The organism is Psychrosphaera algicola, from assembly GCF_028401425.1.
GTDB lineage: Bacteria > Pseudomonadota > Gammaproteobacteria > Enterobacterales > Alteromonadaceae > Psychrosphaera > Psychrosphaera algicola.
Genome location: NZ_JAQOMS010000002.1, coordinates 4,123,087 through 4,143,676 on the forward strand (window position 1 = coordinate 4,123,087; position 20,590 = coordinate 4,143,676).

General features: G+C 38.2%; 24 protein-coding genes and 3 pseudogenes. 15 read left to right on the top strand and 12 right to left on the bottom strand.

What is annotated here, in order from left to right; translation table 11 throughout:
- Position 1 precedes the first annotated feature (1 nt).
- Positions 2-1,267, top strand: a complete 1,266-nt coding sequence (locus PN838_RS22650; protein ID WP_272182060.1) for a tetratricopeptide repeat protein — start codon at positions 2-4, stop codon at positions 1,265-1,267.
- 266 nt (positions 1,268-1,533) lie between these two features.
- Here PN838_RS22650 and PN838_RS22655 read toward each other — a convergent pair whose 3' ends face one another.
- On the bottom strand, positions 1,534-2,040 hold the full coding sequence (locus tag PN838_RS22655; RefSeq protein ID WP_272182061.1) for a GGDEF domain-containing protein: 507 nt from the start codon (positions 2,038-2,040) through the stop codon (positions 1,534-1,536).
- Positions 2,041-2,375: 335 nt separating this feature from the next.
- On the opposite strand from PN838_RS22655, the pseudogene PN838_RS27900 reads away from it, so the two are divergent.
- The 10 genes and pseudogenes from PN838_RS27900 to PN838_RS22700 form a co-directional block, all read left to right on the top strand.
- A pseudogene (locus tag PN838_RS27900) lies at positions 2,376-2,432 on the top strand (hypothetical protein); the annotation flags it as partial.
- Positions 2,433-2,555: 123 nt separating this feature from the next.
- Positions 2,556-2,651, top strand: a pseudogene (locus PN838_RS27905) (HvfA family oxazolone/thioamide-modified RiPP metallophore); the annotation flags it as partial.
- 64 nt (positions 2,652-2,715) lie between these two features.
- Entirely contained in the window at positions 2,716-3,537 is an 822-nt protein-coding gene (locus PN838_RS22665; RefSeq protein WP_272182062.1) for an HvfB family MNIO-type RiPP peptide maturase, read from the top strand.
- Positions 3,538-3,572: 35 nt separating this feature from the next.
- On the top strand, positions 3,573-3,785 hold the full coding sequence (locus PN838_RS22670) for an HvfC/BufC family peptide modification chaperone (protein ID WP_272182063.1): 213 nt from the start codon (positions 3,573-3,575) through the stop codon (positions 3,783-3,785).
- 92 nt (positions 3,786-3,877) lie between these two features.
- The gene (locus PN838_RS22675) at positions 3,878-4,357 is read left to right on the top strand and encodes an HvfC family peptide modification chaperone (protein ID WP_272182064.1); all 480 of its coding nucleotides are present in this window, start codon (positions 3,878-3,880) and stop codon (positions 4,355-4,357) included.
- A gap of 83 nt (positions 4,358-4,440) precedes the next feature.
- Positions 4,441-4,974: an adenine phosphoribosyltransferase gene (gene apt / locus PN838_RS22680; protein WP_272182065.1), complete on the top strand. Its 534-nt coding sequence runs from the start codon at positions 4,441-4,443 to the stop codon at positions 4,972-4,974.
- Positions 4,975-4,986: 12 nt separating this feature from the next.
- Positions 4,987-6,112, top strand: a pseudogene (gene dnaX, locus PN838_RS27910) (DNA polymerase III subunit gamma/tau); the annotation flags it as partial.
- Positions 6,113-6,191: 79 nt separating this feature from the next.
- Positions 6,192-7,334 (top strand): DNA polymerase III subunit gamma/tau C-terminal domain-containing protein, encoded by a 1,143-nt coding sequence (locus PN838_RS22690; RefSeq protein WP_272182066.1) that lies wholly within the window; start codon positions 6,192-6,194, stop codon positions 7,332-7,334.
- 69 nt (positions 7,335-7,403) lie between these two features.
- The gene (locus tag PN838_RS22695; protein ID WP_215964307.1) at positions 7,404-7,730 is read left to right on the top strand and encodes a YbaB/EbfC family nucleoid-associated protein; all 327 of its coding nucleotides are present in this window, start codon (positions 7,404-7,406) and stop codon (positions 7,728-7,730) included.
- A 298-nt stretch (positions 7,731-8,028) separates the two neighbouring features.
- A protein-coding gene (locus PN838_RS22700; protein ID WP_272182067.1) for an IS3 family transposase occupies positions 8,029-9,085 on the top strand; the annotation gives its coding sequence in 2 pieces (ribosomal slippage) (positions 8,029-8,285 and positions 8,284-9,085; 1,059 coding nt in all).
- Here the strand turns inward: PN838_RS22700 and PN838_RS22705 are convergent.
- Positions 9,077-10,284 (bottom strand): IS3 family transposase gene (locus PN838_RS22705; protein WP_272182068.1). Its coding sequence is split into 2 segments (ribosomal slippage): positions 9,077-10,017 and positions 10,017-10,284, totalling 1,209 coding nucleotides; the frame shifts between segments, so codons are not numbered across the junction. The genes PN838_RS22700 and PN838_RS22705 overlap by 9 nt on opposite strands.
- A gap of 470 nt (positions 10,285-10,754) precedes the next feature.
- Here PN838_RS22705 and PN838_RS22710 point away from each other — a divergent pair.
- Positions 10,755-10,970 carry a hypothetical protein gene (locus PN838_RS22710; RefSeq protein ID WP_272182069.1) on the top strand — a complete coding sequence of 72 codons (216 nt, stop codon included), beginning with the start codon at positions 10,755-10,757 and terminating at the stop codon, positions 10,968-10,970.
- Between the two features lie 39 nt (positions 10,971-11,009).
- Complete coding sequence (locus tag PN838_RS22715) at positions 11,010-11,639, top strand: hypothetical protein (RefSeq protein ID WP_272182070.1); 630 nt, start codon at positions 11,010-11,012, stop codon at positions 11,637-11,639.
- A gap of 348 nt (positions 11,640-11,987) precedes the next feature.
- On the opposite strand, the gene PN838_RS22720 is transcribed toward PN838_RS22715, so the two are convergent.
- The 9 genes from PN838_RS22720 to PN838_RS22760 all read right to left on the bottom strand — a co-directional run bounded on the left by PN838_RS22720 (position 11,988) and on the right by PN838_RS22760 (position 17,599).
- Complete coding sequence (locus tag PN838_RS22720) at positions 11,988-13,295, bottom strand: DUF4145 domain-containing protein (protein WP_272182071.1); 1,308 nt, start codon at positions 13,293-13,295, stop codon at positions 11,988-11,990.
- A complete protein-coding gene (locus tag PN838_RS22725) occupies positions 13,292-13,657 on the bottom strand; it encodes a hypothetical protein (protein ID WP_272182072.1) in 366 nt (121 codons plus the stop codon). The genes PN838_RS22720 and PN838_RS22725 overlap by 4 nt, the downstream gene beginning before the upstream one ends.
- Positions 13,642-14,259: a viperin family antiviral radical SAM protein gene (locus tag PN838_RS22730; RefSeq protein ID WP_272182073.1), complete on the bottom strand. Its 618-nt coding sequence runs from the start codon at positions 14,257-14,259 to the stop codon at positions 13,642-13,644. Before PN838_RS22730 ends, PN838_RS22725 begins: the two co-directional genes overlap by 16 nt.
- A 729-nt stretch (positions 14,260-14,988) precedes the next feature.
- A complete protein-coding gene (locus PN838_RS22735) occupies positions 14,989-15,405 on the bottom strand; it encodes a nucleoside/nucleotide kinase family protein (RefSeq protein WP_272182074.1) in 417 nt (138 codons plus the stop codon).
- Between the two features lie 8 nt (positions 15,406-15,413).
- On the bottom strand, positions 15,414-15,593 hold the full coding sequence (locus tag PN838_RS22740) for a nucleoside/nucleotide kinase family protein (protein WP_272182075.1): 180 nt from the start codon (positions 15,591-15,593) through the stop codon (positions 15,414-15,416).
- Between the two features lie 91 nt (positions 15,594-15,684).
- Positions 15,685-16,356: a hypothetical protein gene (locus PN838_RS22745; protein WP_272182076.1), complete on the bottom strand. Its 672-nt coding sequence runs from the start codon at positions 16,354-16,356 to the stop codon at positions 15,685-15,687.
- 1 nt (position 16,357) lies between these two features.
- Positions 16,358-16,621: a hypothetical protein gene (locus PN838_RS22750; RefSeq protein ID WP_272182077.1), complete on the bottom strand. Its 264-nt coding sequence runs from the start codon at positions 16,619-16,621 to the stop codon at positions 16,358-16,360.
- A gap of 149 nt (positions 16,622-16,770) precedes the next feature.
- Positions 16,771-16,917 (bottom strand): hypothetical protein, encoded by a 147-nt coding sequence (locus PN838_RS22755; RefSeq protein WP_272182078.1) that lies wholly within the window; start codon positions 16,915-16,917, stop codon positions 16,771-16,773.
- A gap of 454 nt (positions 16,918-17,371) precedes the next feature.
- A complete protein-coding gene (locus PN838_RS22760) occupies positions 17,372-17,599 on the bottom strand; it encodes a hypothetical protein (RefSeq protein WP_272182079.1) in 228 nt (75 codons plus the stop codon).
- An 809-nt stretch (positions 17,600-18,408) separates the two neighbouring features.
- Here PN838_RS22760 and PN838_RS27670 point away from each other — a divergent pair.
- Both PN838_RS27670 and PN838_RS22765 read left to right on the top strand, forming a co-directional pair.
- Positions 18,409-18,492 (top strand): hypothetical protein, encoded by an 84-nt coding sequence (locus tag PN838_RS27670; RefSeq protein ID WP_370661128.1) that lies wholly within the window; start codon positions 18,409-18,411, stop codon positions 18,490-18,492.
- A gap of 565 nt (positions 18,493-19,057) precedes the next feature.
- Positions 19,058-19,285: a hypothetical protein gene (locus PN838_RS22765; protein ID WP_272182080.1), complete on the top strand. Its 228-nt coding sequence runs from the start codon at positions 19,058-19,060 to the stop codon at positions 19,283-19,285.
- Positions 19,286-19,677: 392 nt separating this feature from the next.
- On the opposite strand, the gene PN838_RS22770 is transcribed toward PN838_RS22765, so the two are convergent.
- Positions 19,678-20,472 (bottom strand): type II toxin-antitoxin system HipA family toxin, encoded by a 795-nt coding sequence (locus tag PN838_RS22770; RefSeq protein ID WP_272182081.1) that lies wholly within the window; start codon positions 20,470-20,472, stop codon positions 19,678-19,680.
- Between the last annotated feature and the right edge of the window lie 118 nt (positions 20,473-20,590).

A 20,590-nucleotide genomic window follows, 5' to 3' on the forward strand; every position in this document is an offset into this window, starting at 1 on the left:
TATGAATAACACATTGAAACTAGTCCTTTCAGCTTCATTAGTTTTAGGCGCACTTGTTGCTCCTAAAGCTAAAGCAGCGGTTCCAGCTGAGAAAGCTGAATTAGTTCAGCAACTTAAGAAACAACGTGGTGGTAAAGCGTTAGGTCCGAGAATCGGTAAGAAAGTCCAAAAGGCTTTTGAGTTGTATTCAGCGGATGATATTAAAGGCGGTTTGGAAATCCTTTTAGAAGTTGATGCTAAAGATGATTTCGATAAAGCCTATATCGATCGTTTTATCGGTAATATGTATGCGCAGGAAGGTCAAGTTGACCTTGCGTTAAAACACCTTACTAGTGCTAAAGACATCGACGAATTACCGTTTGATGATCATAAAGGCGTGCTTAAGCTGATTGCCGATTTATCGATTCAAGAGAAAAAATATGAAGATGCGTTGGTAAATTACCAAGCGTTTCTTGATTTTTCTCATGACGAAGATCCGAACGTTTACTTGCGTATCGCAAATGCACATTATGAGTTGAAAAACTATGATGCGGTGCTTGCACCAGCAAGAAAAGCGATCACTTTGTATGAAAAACCAAATCAAAACCCGTATGTGTTAGTTATGGCGTCTTACTACGAACGTAAGATGTATCCAGAAGCGACGAAAGCGGTTGAAGACTTGGTTAAAACTTTCCCTGACAATGCTAAGTGGTGGACTCAATTAGGCATGTTTTACATGTTAACTGAGGATTACCAACGTGGATTGTCAACAATGGAAGTTGCTCATAAGCAAGGTTTCTTAACTACGCAATCTCAAGTTAAACAGTTAGCACAACTTTACGCATCTAATGGCATTCCTTATAAAGCTGCCATTATTCAAGATGAGTTTATCGCTAGTGGATTGATTAAGAAAACAGAACAGACGTTGTCAGTTATGGCGAGTACCTATCAAAATGCAAAAGAGTATGCGAAAGCAGCGAAGTATTTTGGTGAAGCCGCTAAGATTGAGAATGACGCAGACTTGTACCGTAAGCAAGGCACAGCGTATATGGTAATGGAACGTTTTGATAAAGCTGTAGAAGCTTTTGATAAAGCGCTTAAATTTGGCATAAAACGCAAAGGTCCTGTCTATATGGGTATAGCAGAAGCACAGTTTTATTTAGAAAACTGGAAAGAGTCCTACGCGGCTATCCAAGAAGCTAAAAAAGACAAAAACTCTGCTAAATCAGCTGCAGGCTGGGAAGGTTATATTAAAGACACAGCAAGCCGAAAAGGCACTGTTCTTTAAATACGTTTTCGTAAAAAAAACCGCCTCAAGGCGGTTTTTTTGTATCTAAAGCAAACAAATTTTAGTTTAGCTATTTTTAGTATCCGACAGTCCAATATTTTTTAGTATCCGACAGTTCAATATTGTTCGCTATAAACACGACAAACCACAAACAGCCTTGCGGCGACTTTTATTTTTCGGGAGGATTAGCCTCCGTCCTAAGTATTCAATTATATCAATATTCACATTTAAATCGTCTGTTCAGTACGTTGGCCGAATCATGACAATTAATGCAATTTATAATATTGCAACTCGCATGCGTTTGGTCCCTTGCTTTCCGCTTTAAACGTTAAATCCTCTGTCAAATTAAACAGTTGTTCCAACTCTATGTCGTTATTAGGTAAAACGTTTAATGCACCGATGGAAAAGTTAATGTTAATACCTAGTTGGACGAGTTCGGAAACGCAATCAGTTAAGATCCTTTTAGCGACAGTCTCGGTGCCGTTTTCATCTAAATTAAAAAGCCCGATGGCAATTTCATTTTCGTGGAAGCGACAAACTAAATCAGTTGAACGTTTAGTTGAGTTTTCTACATGTTCGGAAACAACTTTAAACATTTTACGGTCGAGTTCTTGATTTACATTAAGATGGGTATGGATGATCATAATCGTGAGAGCGTCTTTTTCTCGCATCATTCTATTCCATTCGCGTTGGAATACCTCGGCGAAGTAGGCTTCACTATATAGACCGGATAGATTGTCACGAAATGATGTTTCTAATCTGCTAAAAATCATAGTGTTTCTTCATTTGTATTACTGGTATTTTTGATTATAGTTGCTAATTGTCATTTGTTGGTCAATAAAATATTAGAGTTTTGACTATTTTTATTGAAATAAAATGGATAACCGTCAGGTCATCTATGTAAGCAATGTTGAAAGGCGATATTATTTGTCGTTAACATTATCTATTATAAGCTCAACATAATCGTATTTTTGTAAAACAGCAAAATTCGAAATAAGGGGAACTCCATGAAATTGAATAAAAAATGACACTCGCTGCAATCGGTGTAGCTGCACTCGGAACTTCAGTTGTCGGTAATGTCCATGCTGCGGGTTTTCAAGCAGTAGACATGAAAGGCGGCTATGAAGTCCAAACATTTGAAGCTAAATGCGGCGAAGGCAAATGCGGCGGTGATAAAGCGAAAAAGAAGCTAAATGCGGCGAAGGCAAATGTGGCGGTGATAAAGCGAAAAAGAAGCTAAATGCGGCGAAGGCAAATGCGGCGGCGATAAAGCGAAAAAGAAGCTAAATGTGGCGAAGGCAAATGCGGTGAAGGTAAGTGCGGTGGCCATAAAGCGAAAAAAGCGATAAAGAGGCCAAATGTGGCGGTACTCAAGCTTAAGTAATTTAGGCAATAGTATTAGTAATGAAATAAGAGCCAGCTAGTCTGGCTTTTTATTGAGGTGAAGTGTGGAAATATCTGGTTCGGGTTTAGGATTTAGACGTGGAATGGAAAACGACCTCACAACAATCGTTGAGTCGAATGTTAATTTTGTTGAGGTAGCGCCGGAAAACTGGATGAGACTCGGTGGCAAGTTTCAACATACTCTGGCGGAAGTAAGCCGTAAAATACCATTAACGACTCATGGACTAAGTCTGTCAATAGGCAGTCCTGACCCATTGGATATTGAGTTCGTTCGTGAAGTTAAAACCTTTATGAGCAAATTTAATGTCCGTCATTACACTGAGCATTTAAGTTATTGCTCAGCGAATGGCCATATGTACGACTTAATGCCGATCCCATTTACCGAAGAGGCTGTTCGCTATGTTGCGGAACGAATTCGACTCGTTCAGGACGTATTAGAACAGCAAATAGCCATCGAAAATGTATCTTATTATTTAAAAACGGGTCAGGAGCTTTCTGAATCTGAGTTTTTGAATGCTGTGCTGGCGGAAGCGGATTGTAAATTACTATTTGACGTTAATAACGTATATGTCAATTCAATTAACCATAAGTACAATGCAAAAAGTTTTATTGACAAGGTTCCGTCAGAACGAATTTTGTATGGCCATATTGCTGGACATTATGATGAGGCCGTCGATCTAAAAGTCGACACGCACGGCGATGACGTTAAACCCGATGTTTGGGCTTTACTTGAATACGCTTATGCAAAACACGGTGTTTTTCCTACGTTATTAGAGCGTGATTTCAATATACCTCCAATGTCTGAGTTATTAGTTGAAGTGGATATGATTACGGCGATTCAAAATAAATTTAAACGCACGTTATAACGCAATTATCAAAAGCACTAAGGGTGAGTTTTTAAATGACTAAGTTAACCGAGGCTCAGTTACATTTAGCGCAACAAATAAGAACGGGTGTTACGCAAAGCAATAATAAAGATGAACAAAGGCGCGTCGAGATCTATCAAGAGTTATTTTTCAATAATCTAGAAGACTTTTGTGCCACTACCTTTCCCGTTTTAAAAGCACAATGGGCACAAAAAAGTGGCTTGCACTTGTTCGGTCGTTTTTATTGAACACCAATGTGAAACGCCTCACTTTATAGAAATAAGTGAGGAGTTTTTAACGTATCTTGCGCAATCACTATGGGACTTTAGACGAGCCATGGATGCTTGAACTTGCGCACTATGAATGGGTGGAGTTAGCAAGTGCAACTGCAATGGGTGACTCGGGAGAAGATGTGGTTTCCGATAGAGAAGCGGTTGTTGCTGAATTTGATCAAGAATTAGTAGCGGTTGGGCAATTTTCACAATACTTGGTTAGCATACCTGAATCTACTTGGCCACTAGCTTATAATTACCCAGTTCATACTATTTCGGCAGATAACAAGCCCTTAGAGCCGACACCTACGTACATTGTGGTTTATCGGGACCCAAGTTACGAAATTCAATTTGTTGGCACTGACGCGCTTACCGTCCACTTGATGACATTTATTCAGCAACATAACCAAGTGAGTTTCACGCAATGTATCGATTTTTTAACGTCGGACGCAATTCAACTAGAACAGGGCGGTGCGCAACAATTTGTGCAACAGATGTTTGCCGAATTTAATCAACGTCGGGCGATAACGTTAACCTTACAAATTTAATCTTAAAGTTTTGTTCAGTTTAGTGTTTTGCCTTCTAATCCAATCTGTCATACTGCGATAAGTAAATATGAGTTGGATTAAAAATGTCAGACATAATAAAAGACAGTATTAAAACCATTCCTGACTACCCGAAACCGGGCATTCAATTTAGGGATGTGACCTCGTTAATGCAAAACCCTGTCGCGTTTTCGGCGACAATTGATAGGTTTGCAGCGCAATATCAAAATAGTGGGATCACTGCTATTGTCGGAACGGAAGCGAGAGGTTTTATCTTCGGAGCACCATTAGCTTATAAAATGAACGTACCGTTTATCCCCGTTCGAAAACCAGGTAAGTTACCTCGTGACGTTATTTCTCAGGCATACGTACTAGAATACGGTGAAGATATTTTAGAATTACACACAGACGCCTTATCTGCCGATGATAAAGTATTAATGGTTGACGATTTATTAGCGACTGGTGGTACGATTGAAGCGACAACCAAGTTAATTCGAAAACTGGGGGCGCACGTTGAAGACGCGTGTTTTGTCGTTAATCTACCTGAGTTGGGCGGTGAGAAACGTCTGACTAACTTGTCAGTTAATAGTTTTTATTTAACTGAATTTGAAGGCGAATAAAGGTCTATATTAATGAGCTATCAGGTACTGGCAAGAAAATGGCGACCAGCAAAATTTGCTGAATTAGTTGGCCAAGAACATGTAAAGTCGGCATTGATCAACGGTTTAACAAATCAAAGATTACATCACGCCTATCTTTTTACTGGTACCCGAGGCGTAGGCAAAACGTCTATAGCACGTATTTTTGCAAAAAGTCTTAATTGTGAAACGGGCATTACCGCGGAACCATGTGGTCAATGTGCGACTTGTGTTGATGTTGACGCCGGTCGGTTTGTCGATTTAATCGAGATTGACGCTGCATCACGAACCAAAGTTGGTGATACTCGTGAAATATTAGACAACGTACAATATGCACCTACTCGTGGTCGTTATAAAATATACCTTATCGACGAAGTTCATATGTTGTCCCGCCACAGTTTTAACGCTTTATTAAAAACGTTAGAAGAGCCACCAGAACACGTTAAGTTTTTACTCGCGACAACCGATCCTCAAAAACTACCCGTCACCATCCTGTCTCGTTGTTTGCAATTTAATTTGCAGGCCTTAGACATAGTGCAAATCGAGCAACAATTACAATCGATTTTACAGGCGGAGCATATTCAATACGAAGCACCTGCACTGACATTAATCGCAAAATATGCCCATGGTAGCATGCGAGACGGGTTGAGTTTGACCGACCAAGCGATTGCACAGTCGGGGAAAACCTCACGCTGAGTATTGTCCAAAGTATGTTGGGTACGGTTGATATTGCCTATGGAGCCAAAATGTCTTTACCGCGATTTTGACGGGCAATGGCGAACGTTTAATTGAAGTATTTAACCGACTTGAAAAACAGCGCCCAGACTTTATTAAAGTCCTTGATGATATGTTAACGCTTTGCCATCAGATAGCGATGGCTCAGGTGTTGCCAGCGGCGGCAAAATTGAGTGTCGAAAATGAGGCTTTTGTGCTAAAAGTTGCACAAAATATTCCTGCAGCTCAAATTCAAGTTTATTATCAATTGTTACTTCAAGGTAAGAAAGACTTACCGCTAGCGCCTGAGATCACCCGTGGTTTTGAAATGTTGTGTTTGCGATTATTGGCTTTTAAACCAGTTGAAGCAGCAAGTGTTACCACAAGTGAGCAACCTCAGGCTGAGTCACAGGAAAGCGTAAAAAAACCTTGAATCTTCATTAAGTGATCTTTTAACTCAACCACTACCAGATGAAAATAAGCCTTTGGAAGTAAGTGAACAGTCACTTACATCAACTCATCAAGGTTCAGTTAATGCTGTACAAAAGCCGTATGAAACTCCAGAAATAAGTCCTAAAATTGTCACAGAGGTTGAACCTAAGGTTGAACAGAAAGTTGATCCTCGAGAATTAGCCGCTAATCAGCAACCCCCAGTTGATAATAAGCAGGGCGATGACCTTCAGGCTACGCAAACATTTAAAAATCAAGAGCGTGGTCAGGAACAGAAGCAAACTACTGCACAAGCAGCAACACAACCAATTGTTGACCCTATACTAGCAGGCTATGAAGACTACCAACATATCTCTAATCAAACGGCTGAACAAGAGCACGAACTACTCTCGCAACAAGCATTTTATCAAGACATGGCTGAAAGTCAGGGTTTTGACCCAAGTTCAGAGTTTCAGCAAGGGGCCGCTCATTTCCCTGAGCAATCATTAGGACATATAGAACCACCACCTCAAGAGCCGTCAGTAGTCGCACAAATGCCTCAATCAAACAGTGCACTAAACTCTACTTCAGAATTAGAAAACCCAGTAATGGCTATTTTGGCGAATCGTGGGTTACCAACAAATTTGGCTAATGTTGCATCGAGTGTGCAAACCGCTGAAATTGAAAAACTCGAGAGCAATAGTTCGGCGCAAGAACCTCAACAAAGCCAAGAGCAAGTCCCGGTTGAAAAAGTCATTGAAGAGAAATTAGAAGAACTACCTGACCTAAAACCAATTGAGCACGACGAAGTTAAGTTTGCCCACGAAGTAGACGAATGGGCTCGGATGATAGAGGTGTCAGATTTAGCCGGATTAGGCAGGCAGTTGGCCCGCAATGGCGAAGTTAAAATTGACGGCAATCAAATTGAATTAACAGTTAAACAAGAATTTGCTCATTTGTTAAACGAACGATCAGAAGCAGAACTCACAGACGTGGTTTCAAGATTGTCACCAGCGTCTAATTTTGTTATCAATAAAAGTGAAATTACCCAAGCGTCACCCGCTGATATACAGAAAAATATTAATGTAAATCGACAAGAGCGTGCCGAACAAAGTATTGCTGAGGATGGTTTTGTGCAAACCTTGTTAAACGAATTTGGCGGCAAGATAATCCCAGGTACGATAAATCCGGTTTCTTAGTTCGCAAACTTGAAACCAAAATTTTTGACCACATTAACAGTGGAATAATGACATTCAGAGGACAGACCTATGTTTAAAGGTGGAATGGGCAACATCATGAAGCAAGCCCAACAAATGCAAGAAAAAATGCAAAAGATGCAACAAGAAATCGCTAAGATGGAAGTTGTTGGCGAGTCGGGTGCCGGTCTGGTTAAAGTTACTATGTTGGGCAGCCACAATGTTAAACGTGTGGAAATTGACGACTCTTTAATGGAAGACGACAAGGAAATGATTGAAGACTTGTTAGCCGCTGCGGTAAACGATGCAGTGCGTCGTGTTGAAGAGATGAATACAGAACAAATGGCGAAAGTCTCTGGCGGCATGGGCATGCCTCCTGGTATGAAGATGCCGTTTTAATCTAAACCCTTTGAATTAATTGACTTTTATTTACTTCCAAACGTTGGGGGTCATATAGGGGTCAAAGACTCATAACATAACAGCTCTGAGTATTAGATATTCAGAGCTGTTTTGTTTTTGTGAAATACAAATTCATCAACCTTATCGTTATTCATTAGGATCTTTTTAGTTTGGCCTAATTTCTCCGCGAGCTTGTTAATATAGTCAGGCTCTTGTAGTGGGATCTGTAACCCTCCCATAAAATCAGAATGTTAAAAATAGAGTTTTCCATTTAAAGTAACCCTAGATGGAGAACAACATGAAAAAATCGAGATTTACTGAAAGCCAAATATTTGCCATTTTAAAAGAAGGTGAATCTGGTGTGATGACGGTGCCGGACCTGTGCCGTAAACACAATGTAGGCCAAAGCACTTATTACAAGTGGAAAGCTAAATATGGTGGCATGGAGCAGTCAGAGCTTAAACGCATGAAGGAGCTTGAGGAAGAAAACGCCAAGCTCAAAAAAATGTTTGCCGATGTGAGTTTACAAAATGTGGCACTGAAGGACATCATTGAAAAAAGCTGTAAAGCCAGTGGAGCGCAAGGAATTGGCGCAGTATGCGGTAATTCATCATGGTCTTGGCGTTGTGCTGGCGTGTAATGCATTAGGAATAAGTCGTTGCACTTATTACTATCAGCCTAAGTTGGTTGATGATAGTGAAATTATCACGGCTGTCTCAAAGCTCGCTCAAAAGCACACTCGTTATGGGTTTCGTAAGATATTTAAACGGCTGCGTTATATGGGCCATGGGTGGAACCACAAGCGAGTCTATCGTATTTACTGCGGTCTTAAGTTGAACTTAAGGCGTAAAGGTAAAAGACGATTACCCACGCGTGAGCCTGAGCCGCTTACCGTTCCTGCACAGGCCAACGATTGCTGGTCAATGGACTTCATGAGCGACAGTCTGTACTCAGGAAAGTCGTTTCGGACGTTTAACGTCATTGATGATTATAATCGCGAGTCACTCGCCATAGAAATTGATTCAAGTCTGCCAGCAGAGAGGATCATACGAGTGTTAGACCGCGTTGCTGAATATCGCGGCTATCCTAAACGGCTCAGGCAGGACAACGGGCCTGAATTTATCTCTCATAAACTTGAGCTATGGGCCGAATTTCATGGCATCAAATTAGATTTTATAAAGCCAGGAAAGTCGACTCAAAACGCGTTTATTGAAAGATTTAATCGCACCTATAGAAATGAAGTCTTAGACTGTTATTTGTTTAACAGCTTGACGGAAGTACGAGAAATAACAGATAGTTGGATGGTCGAATACAATTATGATCGACCACATGAATCATTGAACGATCTACTGTAGTGGTCTACTGTTTTTGGCCACGGTTTTATAGTTTAGCCAGTATCTTCTCTCTGACTCATTTGGTGCCAAACCGCCATTATGCTGATGCGGCCTAACTTGACTGTAATAGCCAATAATATATTTCGTGATATCTATCTTGGCTTCATTAAAACTACGATAGCCTACCGTTGGAACCCATTCTGTCTTTAGACTTCTGAAAAATCGCTCCATCGGTGCGTTGTCCCAGCAATTTCCGCGACGGCTCATGCTTTGTGTTATCTGGTAACGCCACAGCCTCTGCCTGAATTTACGGCTTGTGTAATGACTGCCTTGGTCACTGTGAAACATCACGTTTTCAGGTCTGCCACGTAGCTCGTAAGCCATTGTTAGTGCTTTGACTGTTAAATCGCTATCAGGTGAGTGTGACATTGCCCACCCAACAGGTTTTCGAGCGAACAAATCAATCACGACCGCTAAATAGGCCCAACGATTTCCTGTCCATATGTACGTCACATCGCCGCACCAGACTTGATTGGGCGCAGTTACATCAAACTGACGTTCAAGCAAATTAGGTATTGCCACATGCTCCTTTGAGCCTTTCTTATAAACATGTTGTGGTATCTGACAACTCACTAAATTAAGCTTTTTCATTAACTTAGTAGCCCGGTATCGACTCAACGTTACGTCACTTTCATCTTGTGTAATGATTTCACTGATTGTTCTGGCACCTGCGGAGCCACCGCTTAACTCATGAGCATTCTCAACCTTCTTTAGTAATACTTGATGCTCGACTGACGGCGAATTATCTCGTTTCAGCCAATATTTAAAGCTGCTACGATTAACACCGAAGACATCACACAATATTTTTATTGGATACCTGACTTTATGGCTCTGATTGAGTTTTTCGATTAATTCGAATTGTTCAGTGAGTCCGACATCAACAGAGCCGTAGCCTTTTTTAGAATTTCCTTTTCTAATTCAATGCGTTCAATTTTCTTTTCAAGCTCTCTTATCCTAAGCTGCTCGGGAGTCATGGGGGTTGCTTTAGGCGCTTTGCCTTGCCGTTCTTCTTTTAACTGTTTAACCCATTTACCAATCGTCGAATAACCCACATTCATGGCCTTAGCTGCTTCTTCATGGGTATAACCATGATCGAGTACCAATTGTGCCGTTTCTAATCTAAATTCTGGGCTGAAATTTTTACGTGACTTCTTAGCCATTATCTTCACCTAATACTGCTATGATTCAATCATAACATCCTCTAATTAGGTGGCCAAAATCACTATGCCACTACAGTTAGAAAATATAACCCACCATCCAGTTTCTGGGGGTAGGAAAGAAGGCTCTGAAAAAATTAGCGCCAATACCAATTCGTTGGTTGTTTAAAAAGAAGAAGAATTAGTTACAGATCTACAAGCAAAAACCGCTTTCCACTTGGTATGAAAGAGGCAATTAATTATTTGACTTACATAAATGTCACTCTAATCCACCTTTAGGATATCGGCAATAAAGCCAATTTAAACTCATCTTTGTCCATTTTTGACTCTGACTCGCCGTTTACTATCACAATTCAAGGAGGAAATTATTTTTCATTAGCTCGACCCTAGTTCGGGGTTTTAACCCCTGTGGTGTGTAAATAACATACCCACCTATATAGGGGGGTAATTGGAATTGAATTGGGGGAGATATTATGGCAAATTCTGGAGAAGTCGATAAGTTATTTAATGCATACGGTAATTTTGTAAGTAGTACGTCAGATAAAATTATGAAACTAGCTGAAAATAGGTTTTACCTAGCGTCCTCAACACAAAATCAAGTAGGGTTTAAATTTGCTGTGATTGATGTAAGTAAGGCTAGGTGTGATGATTTTTCTAATTGGCTCCATACATTAACCAACGATATGTAGTGGTCAAGTTAAATTTAATTTTAAATAAAAGGACAACCTATGAACAATGTATTTTTTAGACCTTGGGTAGGAAACCGTTACGGAAAAGTTGATTCGGTTTTTAGCAAAAAGATTTTAATTCTTGGTGATTCACACTATACAGATGAATCAGAAGTTACAGAGTTACTTGCAAATAAACAGCAATCAAGCGATTTTACAACAGGGGTAATGAATGACTACTTGAGTGAGGATGTAAAAGGTAATTGGAAATCTACTTTTACAAAGTTTATGAATAGTTTCGTTCAAGGCACAAGCCATGAAGAGTTTAGTCGAGAAGAGTTATGGGGTTCTGTAGCATTCTATAATTATTTGCAAATACCAGCAGGAACAAAGCCAAGACTCACACAACATTATGACTATACCAAAGAGACCGATAGGAAAGCCTTCTTGGAAGTTATTGGAGAGCTTGAGCCAGATGTAATAATAAGTTGGGGAAATAAGGCTTGGGATGCGATGCCTGAAGATTTTGGATTTGGAAATTATGTTGCTAATAAAAAGTTTAGTGACTTCTACCATACGTACCCGTTTAAAGAAAACAGGTTAAAAGTGCTAGGAATAAATCACCCTTCAAGTGCTTATAAATCATCTTACTGGTCAGGCGTATTTACTGAAACTCAAATTAATGCCTAATTTAGCCTGAAATAGCTTAGATTTGAGCTGACAGTTATCTGTTTTAATCGGTGACTGTCAGTTAAAGTTTACTGAGTAACCATCGGCTTGAAAGCTTTGCCGTTCTGTAACAACACTTCAAGTTTTGAAGCGCTGTGCCGTTAGGAAGACTCGCCTAATATTTGATCTAGATATGGGAGGGTTACAGTTCGACGGTCAGTTGTTGGCACAAAACTATTATTCGACTGTTACAGTCCAGTTAGGGCGCATCAACATAACGGCGGTTTGGCCCGGTAATCCTCCCGGCCAAAAACTGTTGACCACTGCAGTTCAATCTAAAAAGAGAGATACAGTGTATCTCTCTTTATTTTATTTCCCGCAGCAATTTTTATACTTTAAATTAGAATGGCAAAAACAAGGTTCATTTCGTCCTAATTTAGCTGTTTTAGCACAAGACTTTTGTGCCCCTATTTTTACTTTGTCACTTTTAATTTGGTCTAGTAATCCAGAAAATAGCTTACGTAATTTCAAGTACTTTTCATCAAGGAAAGAAGCGGCATCTAAGTTACCATTGGCAATTGCATGGTATAAGTAATTTTGAGCTAGTTCATCATCTTTATTAACTAATTCTCCTCGGTGGTATAACTTACCAAGTTCAAACATTGATTGATTACAACCTAGCAGTACTGCTTCTTGAAAACTCTCAACGGCTTTATTGCTATTAATTGGGCAAGCTTTGCCTGAAGAATATAAAACACCTAACTTTTGAAATAAAAAGACTGTATTCTCAGCTTTTTTATGGGTAAGGTATTTATGTGCCTTTTTATAGTCTTCAGTTAAGTAATGGCACCAACCTAAATAAGCGTAAGCAGCGTAAAAGCCTCTTTTTGCTAATGCGTTTAGTAATATTGTTATCTCAGTAATATGTAGGTTATCTACTTTATTGTTGAAACATAAAAGAGCATATTTGAATAAAATTTGATGACTTGCCTGAGCAATCGTTATTTGTTTATCGCCAGAATTAATAACATCAGTTACCGTTTTCTTTGAGCAAAGTTGAAAAGCGCTTTTATAAGACTCAGCAGCAAATGAATGCATAGCCTGCGCGCGCACAGTGAAAGATTTATCTTCTAACGCTTGGCTTTCAAAAGCTTCACCCATTTTTTCGTAGAAAATACCTAAACTTAAATACTTTTTGTGATCACAAGAGTTTAAACTGTTAAACCATAAATCTTTGTGCTCTTGACCTCCCTCGTTTATTAACTCGTATTTAGGTATCCGCTCACCAAGCCCTAAGCTCAGATAAGCGCTTTCCAGTAAGTTTAATACTTTTGTTCTTGAGGCTAGCGCCTTATCCAGCAATTCTTGGTTGCTTAGCGCTTTATCATGAACTCCATCATTTGTTAACTCTCTAACGTTATGAAAAAGTTCCCTATCTGCACCATGAATAGCGTTAATATTTGCTAGTTCATTTATTTGCTCACATAAATTTTTGCTTGTGAATTTATAGCTATGGCGTTGTTCATATAGCAGACACAACGTCTCTAATACCTTACGAAATTTAAACAAACTAACATCAGGGTTCACATTCATTAGTAATAGTGCATTTTTGTAATCTGATGCGATGGATTCTTTAAACAAGGCAGCAAATTGTTGATCGTTATTTATAGTACTCATGCTACTGCTCCCGATTTTAACGCGACATTATTTTGTTTATTTTTAAGCTGATACTCACTATTACTAATAAGGCTGATTGTATTATCCTTTTTGTATCGACTGGCAAATGTCTCCCAATTTATTTCACAGATTTCTAACGCTTGCTCTACACTTACATCTAAAATTAAATCACCATAAACGTATCCATTTTGATTTGAGCTATTTTGATAAAAACGTCCTTGAGGATTAATCATTAAATAAGAATTTGTCATCGCTTCGTTATCTTCTGCCACCATGACTTCTTTTAATGAAGCATGGCGTTTTACAAACCCAGAAAACTGCTCATCAGACACTAATAAGTTGTCATTTAATACTGGCAACACCTGAAAACCTTCCATTTTTCGGGTTTTATTTTTGTTATTAGCTGCTCAAATGATTCTTGGTAATTAAGGCTATTAACAACGGTGTTTACTTTTATTATGATGGATGGGTTAACGTTACGAAGCTGTGCAACCGCTTTAATTAAATCGTGACGTCCAAAAGATTCATCTTTACGATCTATTCGACCAATATTTTTACGTGCAATTAAAGATTGGCTGTCAAAGCTGATCCCTATCATTGAAAACATAGCGCCATAGTTGTTTATGAAAGAGTCTGTTAGGTAATGGCCATTAGTAATTAGTGATAAATTAAAGCCTAGCGACTTTGTTTTTATGATTAACTTTGCAAAACGTTTTTTAAGAATTAACGGCTCCCCACCTGCAAAATTGATACGCACACTTTTGTAAGGGAAAACTGCTTTTACATGGTTGGTATTATCGTCAAAAAAGTAATTAGCTAACTTTTCAAGCATTAACTCTGCGTCTTGGCCATTAGCGTGTATTTCATTAGGGCGGTCCCATTTTGCGTAGCAAAATTTGCATGAGTAATTACATACTTCTGTAACATGATAATTAATAACTAATTCATCAATAGTCTTATTCATGTGAACCTCCTAACACAAGGCTCAATAATGTTGTTTTGATAGCTGAATCAGCTAATGTAAGTTCATTGGTTTCATTGAGTAATGAAAAAGAATTAAATGGTGCATTATAATCTCCTAATATCACCGCAGAGTACGGTGACTTCAGGAGCCAGTATCAAACTGTGAAATTCACAAAAAGAGAAATAACAAATTATTTCACCCTAAATTCGCACAAACGTTTAATTTTTTAGATTAGATAGTCAGTTGCTATAATCCGCCACCTTCTCGCAAAAATTTGCAAGTGGAATGTATACCACTTACCAGTTAAGAAACGGTATCAGATTTACCCTTTGTTTACTGCAAAGTCGATACCGCACTAAATTAAAGCGACTGAACGAAATATGAGGTTGGGCGGTATTACCGTTAATATAGAAAATAAAACAATTACAAAGTAGTAAGTCTATTAAATGGTAAGTTGTCTTTAAGGAGGAATGTATTATAGACGAGCAACGCTAAAGAATTAATTAGTGGGAAACTAATTTGAGCAGAGAAAGATCTAGTTCAAGTCTGACCTTAGTACCTTTCATGAATTATGCACGGTAAAACCAAAGAATTAAGTGGCTTCACGAGTCATTTTTGTACATTCTTCATTCTACTTTTTCTGTTTAATATATACGTTTATGCCTCAAAAAAGGGGATTGTGAATCCAATAAATTTACTCATTTCTCCCCTTAATTAATAACCCTATTTTTAGTTGTAACCGCCAGAAATGACGCGTTCAACTTCACCTTTCATTAGTTGATAATTTTCTGCTATCGAGCGACCACACTTTTGTGATGTATCAATCTCTACAATTGGAATATTAAACCATTGGAAAATCTTTTTATAAGCTGTTTCTACACAGTTATTTTGCGTCACGGCATCTCCATACCACTGAATACAACCTCCTCTAGCCTCAATTCTACTGTTTATCGTTTCTGCGTCGGCCTTAACAAAAACAATGACTTCTGGAAGATGGATGTTTTGAGTAATGCTAAGTGTATCAAAAATATTCTTAACGAGTTCTTCTCCAAGCATAATTGTCTGATACGCTAAAGTTGAAAAAATATACCTGTCAACTATAACATTTTCAGACTTTAATGCTGTTGAGACAGCATGACTTCTCAAAAAGTTATTTAGTAAAAAAACAGAAAAGCACTCTCTTTCGACTCATAGGTATCAATGACTTTTCTCAGCTCCAGTGCTTCTTCAATTACAGCTGAATGAACAACCGAGTTTTTTTCTTTTGCGTAGAGAGAGCTTAGTGTTGTTTTTCCGCAGGCATCAAGCCCTTCAAAAGCGATAAATTTATTCATTATAATCTCCTAATGTCACCGCAGTAGGTGGTGACTTCAGGAGCCAGTATCAAACTGTTAAATTCACAATAAAGGGGAGAAAGTAAACATTTTAATATTTATTGAGCAATAAGCTATATTCTTCGTATTCTGCTTTTTTAGCGTTGTATAAATTTACAAGCCATTGGCCTTGTTCGTTAATAAAAGCATCTGGATTGTCAGTAATTAGTTTACCTAAAACACCAAATTCGCCTTCTAACACGGCTTTTAGTGCTAAATCAGAAGGGCTCGATTGCGTATCAAATTCAATAGAATTAGCAATCATCTCCAATGAGCTATATTGACCTTCATTAAAAGGATATGGGATTTCATCTTGTGACCAATCTATATTTTCGGCTGATAGAAAAAGCCTTAAGTCACCAATACGCTTATCAAGTGCTTGAAATAGTAACTTTTTAGCCTTCCACTCCTTGGCAAATTGCTCAAAACTTTCAGTATTGATTTTTTCTCCATTGAGCCAATTTACAACTGATTTTTTATCTTCAAATAACGTATCTAGAATAACCAGATTACGAATAAATATATGATTTCCGGCCTTGATGGGCTTGGGCACATAATCGACTGACTCAGATTTTATATCTACCTCATCGAGTAGTTTAGCTTTGAGTTTTTTGTCTTTAACGTAATAGTTTAAACGACTCCTTAAACGCTCTGGTAATAAGTTGCGGTCAATTCCTAAAGCTTGGCAAGCAACTGCTGCAATACTTTTGTTTTTACTGGTCATGCTAATCACCATAACAACCAAGGCGTTGTTCTACTTTATGAACGGTAAAAGCTCCTCTAGCAACGTAAGAGTAATTGATTTTGTATGTATCAACTTTACACCGTTTTGCTACTCTATAAATTGCGCCAACACACATGCTCGCCAAATTAGCTTCTTTAAGGGATGTACTTAAAGAACCAAGTAGCGATTTCTTTTGTTCTAAAAACTCTGAGCAATATTTTTTCCATTCAAAATTTCTTTTTTTAATGAATGATAACCAGTGCACTGTCCCGCTAAGTGCGCTTCAGTTAAAGAAGTAGAAAGCCTTTCTAATAATGAATGTTGTTGCTCTTTTTTTCTTTACAAGCAAGATCTATGTCAATATTTGCAAAACTGCTGGTACTGAACAGGATGCATATGACTAATATAACCCCTTTAAGCATTAGTTGTTCCTGCTTCCGTTAAGTCATTTTTAGCTACTTCTTTTGATGGTTTTTCGTCAGGTTTAAAATTAATTTGACCCGAAATAAATAAACTAATTATTATGATGTCATCAATCCAATAAGCGTTGTATATACTCACAATAAGAAAAGGGATAATGCATAGCAGGTTTACTTTTATTAGTATATTTAGTGAATGAATACCTAATAAGCTGACACTAAACCGAAAAGGAGTGATAGCTAATTTTTTATATTTCGCAATTAAATTGCACGCTGTTGTAATATTTACAATCCAAAACCAGCCTATTAGGAACTCAATGAACAAATTGTCCTGAGTTTTATGTAACACAAATAAGCTAATAGCCGCGAGCGTTAAAATAACTACTAGTGTGATTAGAAAGTGAAATAACGTGTGAGTCCAACGACTTGGTTTTGATAACTGATCTACTTGTTTAGCTCTTGACGTAAAATAAAACTTAGGGAATTGATCTCAAGAACAGGTTTTTCTAGCTGCGATAAATATTCAAAAGCAATCGCATACTTGTTTTTGTATGTTACAAATCCACTTTCCGATAACTGGAAATCTTCGTTTTCGTCTAGTAATGTATTTTTTGTTCTAAATACGCTATGGCATCTAACGCGGTATTTACTTTTTTATCACTTTTATCAAGTTCTTTAGGTACTTTAAATCCTTTGTCTTTTTTTAGATATGTAAGATTTACTCTCCATTGCTTTATTAATTCATACTGAGATACATACTTTTCTTTCGTTTCGGCTGTTTTTGCGTTTTCACTGACGAATGAAGGTTCAATTGTACTTTCCATACTTCCTTTAAATTCCTTTTATAATCGACTAAAGTTTAAACAGGGAGTCGACAAAACTAATCTAGACACTTCATCGCTTTTCTTGAGGTCGGTTTAGATTCAGTCAATTTAAGCTATTACAACGGTATAATTCGAATTTTCACACAAGGTATTTGAGTTGTCCATCATCAGGTTTATGAGTTGTGATACGAGATTTTACAAGAACCTAACTCCATCTCTCGGCTGCTCTGGGTTGGCTGAGCTTTGCCAGAACACGCTTCCGAGGCTTATTGCTAGCTTCGTTTTTACAATGCCTTCTTGATTACAAAGTAAAACACGTAAGTGCTTTGAATCATTATTCACAGGTTTAGTATTCATATAAATAGCGAAGCGTCTAGGGGCCGCGACCTTAGAAAGCAAATTACCCAATATGGGGTAGTGTGTCAATAAACTCGTTGTTATAGCCACTAACTAATGTGTAGTTAAGGTATATACAAGAATGTATGAGCTACGGTCATAATTATTTAACTTGTAAGATGACCTTTCGCCCAAATTTAACATTGCAGTGGTACAGTGATCTTGGGAAAACCCAACTAGGTTGCGCCTTATGAAATGCGCTTATCAAAAAGCCATTCGCGTAAAATTCAGTCGAGTACATACTTAGTGCAAGAGTTCCAAAAGCAAAAGAAACGCTCGGTTTAGCTGATGCGCTCAAAAAGCTAGATGAATACGAGCTTCTAATCTTGGATGATATCGGCTATGTCAAAAAAATCGACAGCGAGAGCTAAGTGCTATTTGAGCTGTTCACTTACCGTTAAGAACGAGGCAGTATGTTAATCACATCAAACCAGGGATTCAGTGAGTGGGACAGCATATTAGGCGACAACATAATGGCCGTTGCGGCAATTGACTGATTAATCCACCACAGCGAAATTTATAAACTAGAAGGAGAAAGCAGGCTATTAAAATCAATTCAAAAAACGGTAAAGTTAATTGACGCCGACCGGACAAGTTAGTTGACGTCTAATAAGAAGCTCAACTGTCTCATGCCATGGCCAGATTTCTAGGTTTATCTCGTAATATAATTTGTGACTTGTATACAAGTTAAGGCTGATAGGGGAATATGATCATATTAGCCTGATTATTACTACTGAATTTTGGAGTTTCGATAGTTAGTCTTTTATTAAACTTAGCCTTATAACCCAAACTTCTCTTGCCCAATGTTATATTTATGGCACAGGTCTGGCTTTCAGTAAATCTCGATTTTTCATATTATTCTCCATCAAGGTTTACTTTAAATAGAAAACTCTATTTTTAATATTCTGATTTTATTGGATGGTTACAAATAAACTCGCTTTTAATTCAATTTTTCATTTCAGTATTTGATTTTTCTGATATAAAAAGAATAGTTGTTTGAAGACGAAGACGAAGACGAAGACGAAGACGAAGACGAAGACGAAGACGAAGACGGGAATAGAAATGGAAATTAGAAACTGTAAATTTGAATATGAATGCCCCGAAAAATGGGAATCACTAGTAAAAACAGAACAACAAAACGTTAGATACTGCAACATTTGTGACAAAGGTGTACATTTTTGTAAAAATGAAAAAGAGATCTTCGAATTAATTAAAGATAATAAATGTATCGCGATTGAAGTGTCAGATACCCCTGAAATGGTAATGATGGGGAGCATGATTAATATTTGATGAAAATTGAACAACAATATTGTGGCCAACATTTAACTATACTGAGTAATCATCGGTTTGACAGCTTTGCCGTTCTGTAACAACACTTCAAGTTTTGAAGCGCTGTGCCGTTAGGAAGACTTTCCTAATATTTGATCTAAATATGGGAGGGTTACACCACCGGTATCCATCTGGAGAATCAAAAAATGAAAGTCCCATTACATCCGTTAATCCCATCAGATCTCGCTGAACTGTTCTAATCGTAATGTCTGGGGCGTATGCTAGTAATTGATTATGTATTTCTTTTGTAGTGAGTGCTTTTGGACTAACCGGAACCACCTTCAACATTTCGAGAGTTCTAGTTAGCGCTTTTACTTTTCTAGCTGGCATATCTCATCTCATTTTATAAATATTTATAGTCTAAAATCGTCATGCAATTGTGACCAGTGGTGCCTCAATATGTCCTTATGTTCTTGGTCCATTTGGAGCTCTTTTAGCAATTTAGGCCATTCAGTTCGAGCGTTGTTCATGACGTCTATGAGGTGTACTTTAATGGCTTGCCAAGGCATGCCAACCCGCTTAGACCAGATTTCAAATGAGCTCATATTTGCTTGATACCAATTTTTATTTTTGGCCATGTTGAGTGCAAATTCGGTCTCACCTTTCACATATGGCAGAGTAGAAACTATGTCATAGGCAGGGGAAATGCTAGGTCGTTGAGAATTGGTATATATCACTGACCAGTTTTTAAGGTATGCGTCACCATTAGCGAGCAATATGTTTACAAGTAAACGTCGCGCCATTTGTTGGACGTCTTTTAAGGCTTGATGGCTATATGAGTATAGAGCCTCGGCGATTTGTTCATAATTATGCTTTTTATATTTCTCATGAGAATAGACTTGGAATATTTGTGCAAAATCTTCGGTATGGATCCTTTGCCCACTCTCTCTATCAAATCGTTTTATGGCGTAAGCATGTTTCTCATTTGGGAGTTGGATGTCTGGCAAATTATCTAACTCTGACAGCTCAACGAGTTTTATTTCTGGAATATCAACACCTACCGCTTCAGCAAGGCGCATCGCCGTATATTCGTTGTAAGGTACAAACTTGTGAACAGTGGATGGTGTTTTGATGATCCAACTGTCGTGATTAGCATCGTCGCCTATATTGAATCTTCCGTCTTTGTTGCGGACTGAAGAAAATTTCATCTGTACGCCAGCAAGAGAGAACTTATTTTGTTGGTGTTCAACATTAACTTGTATGGCTTCAACTTGATCACGGTGGTCTATTGCCCATTGTGGGAGCTGGCCTGCTAGAATCGGTGAT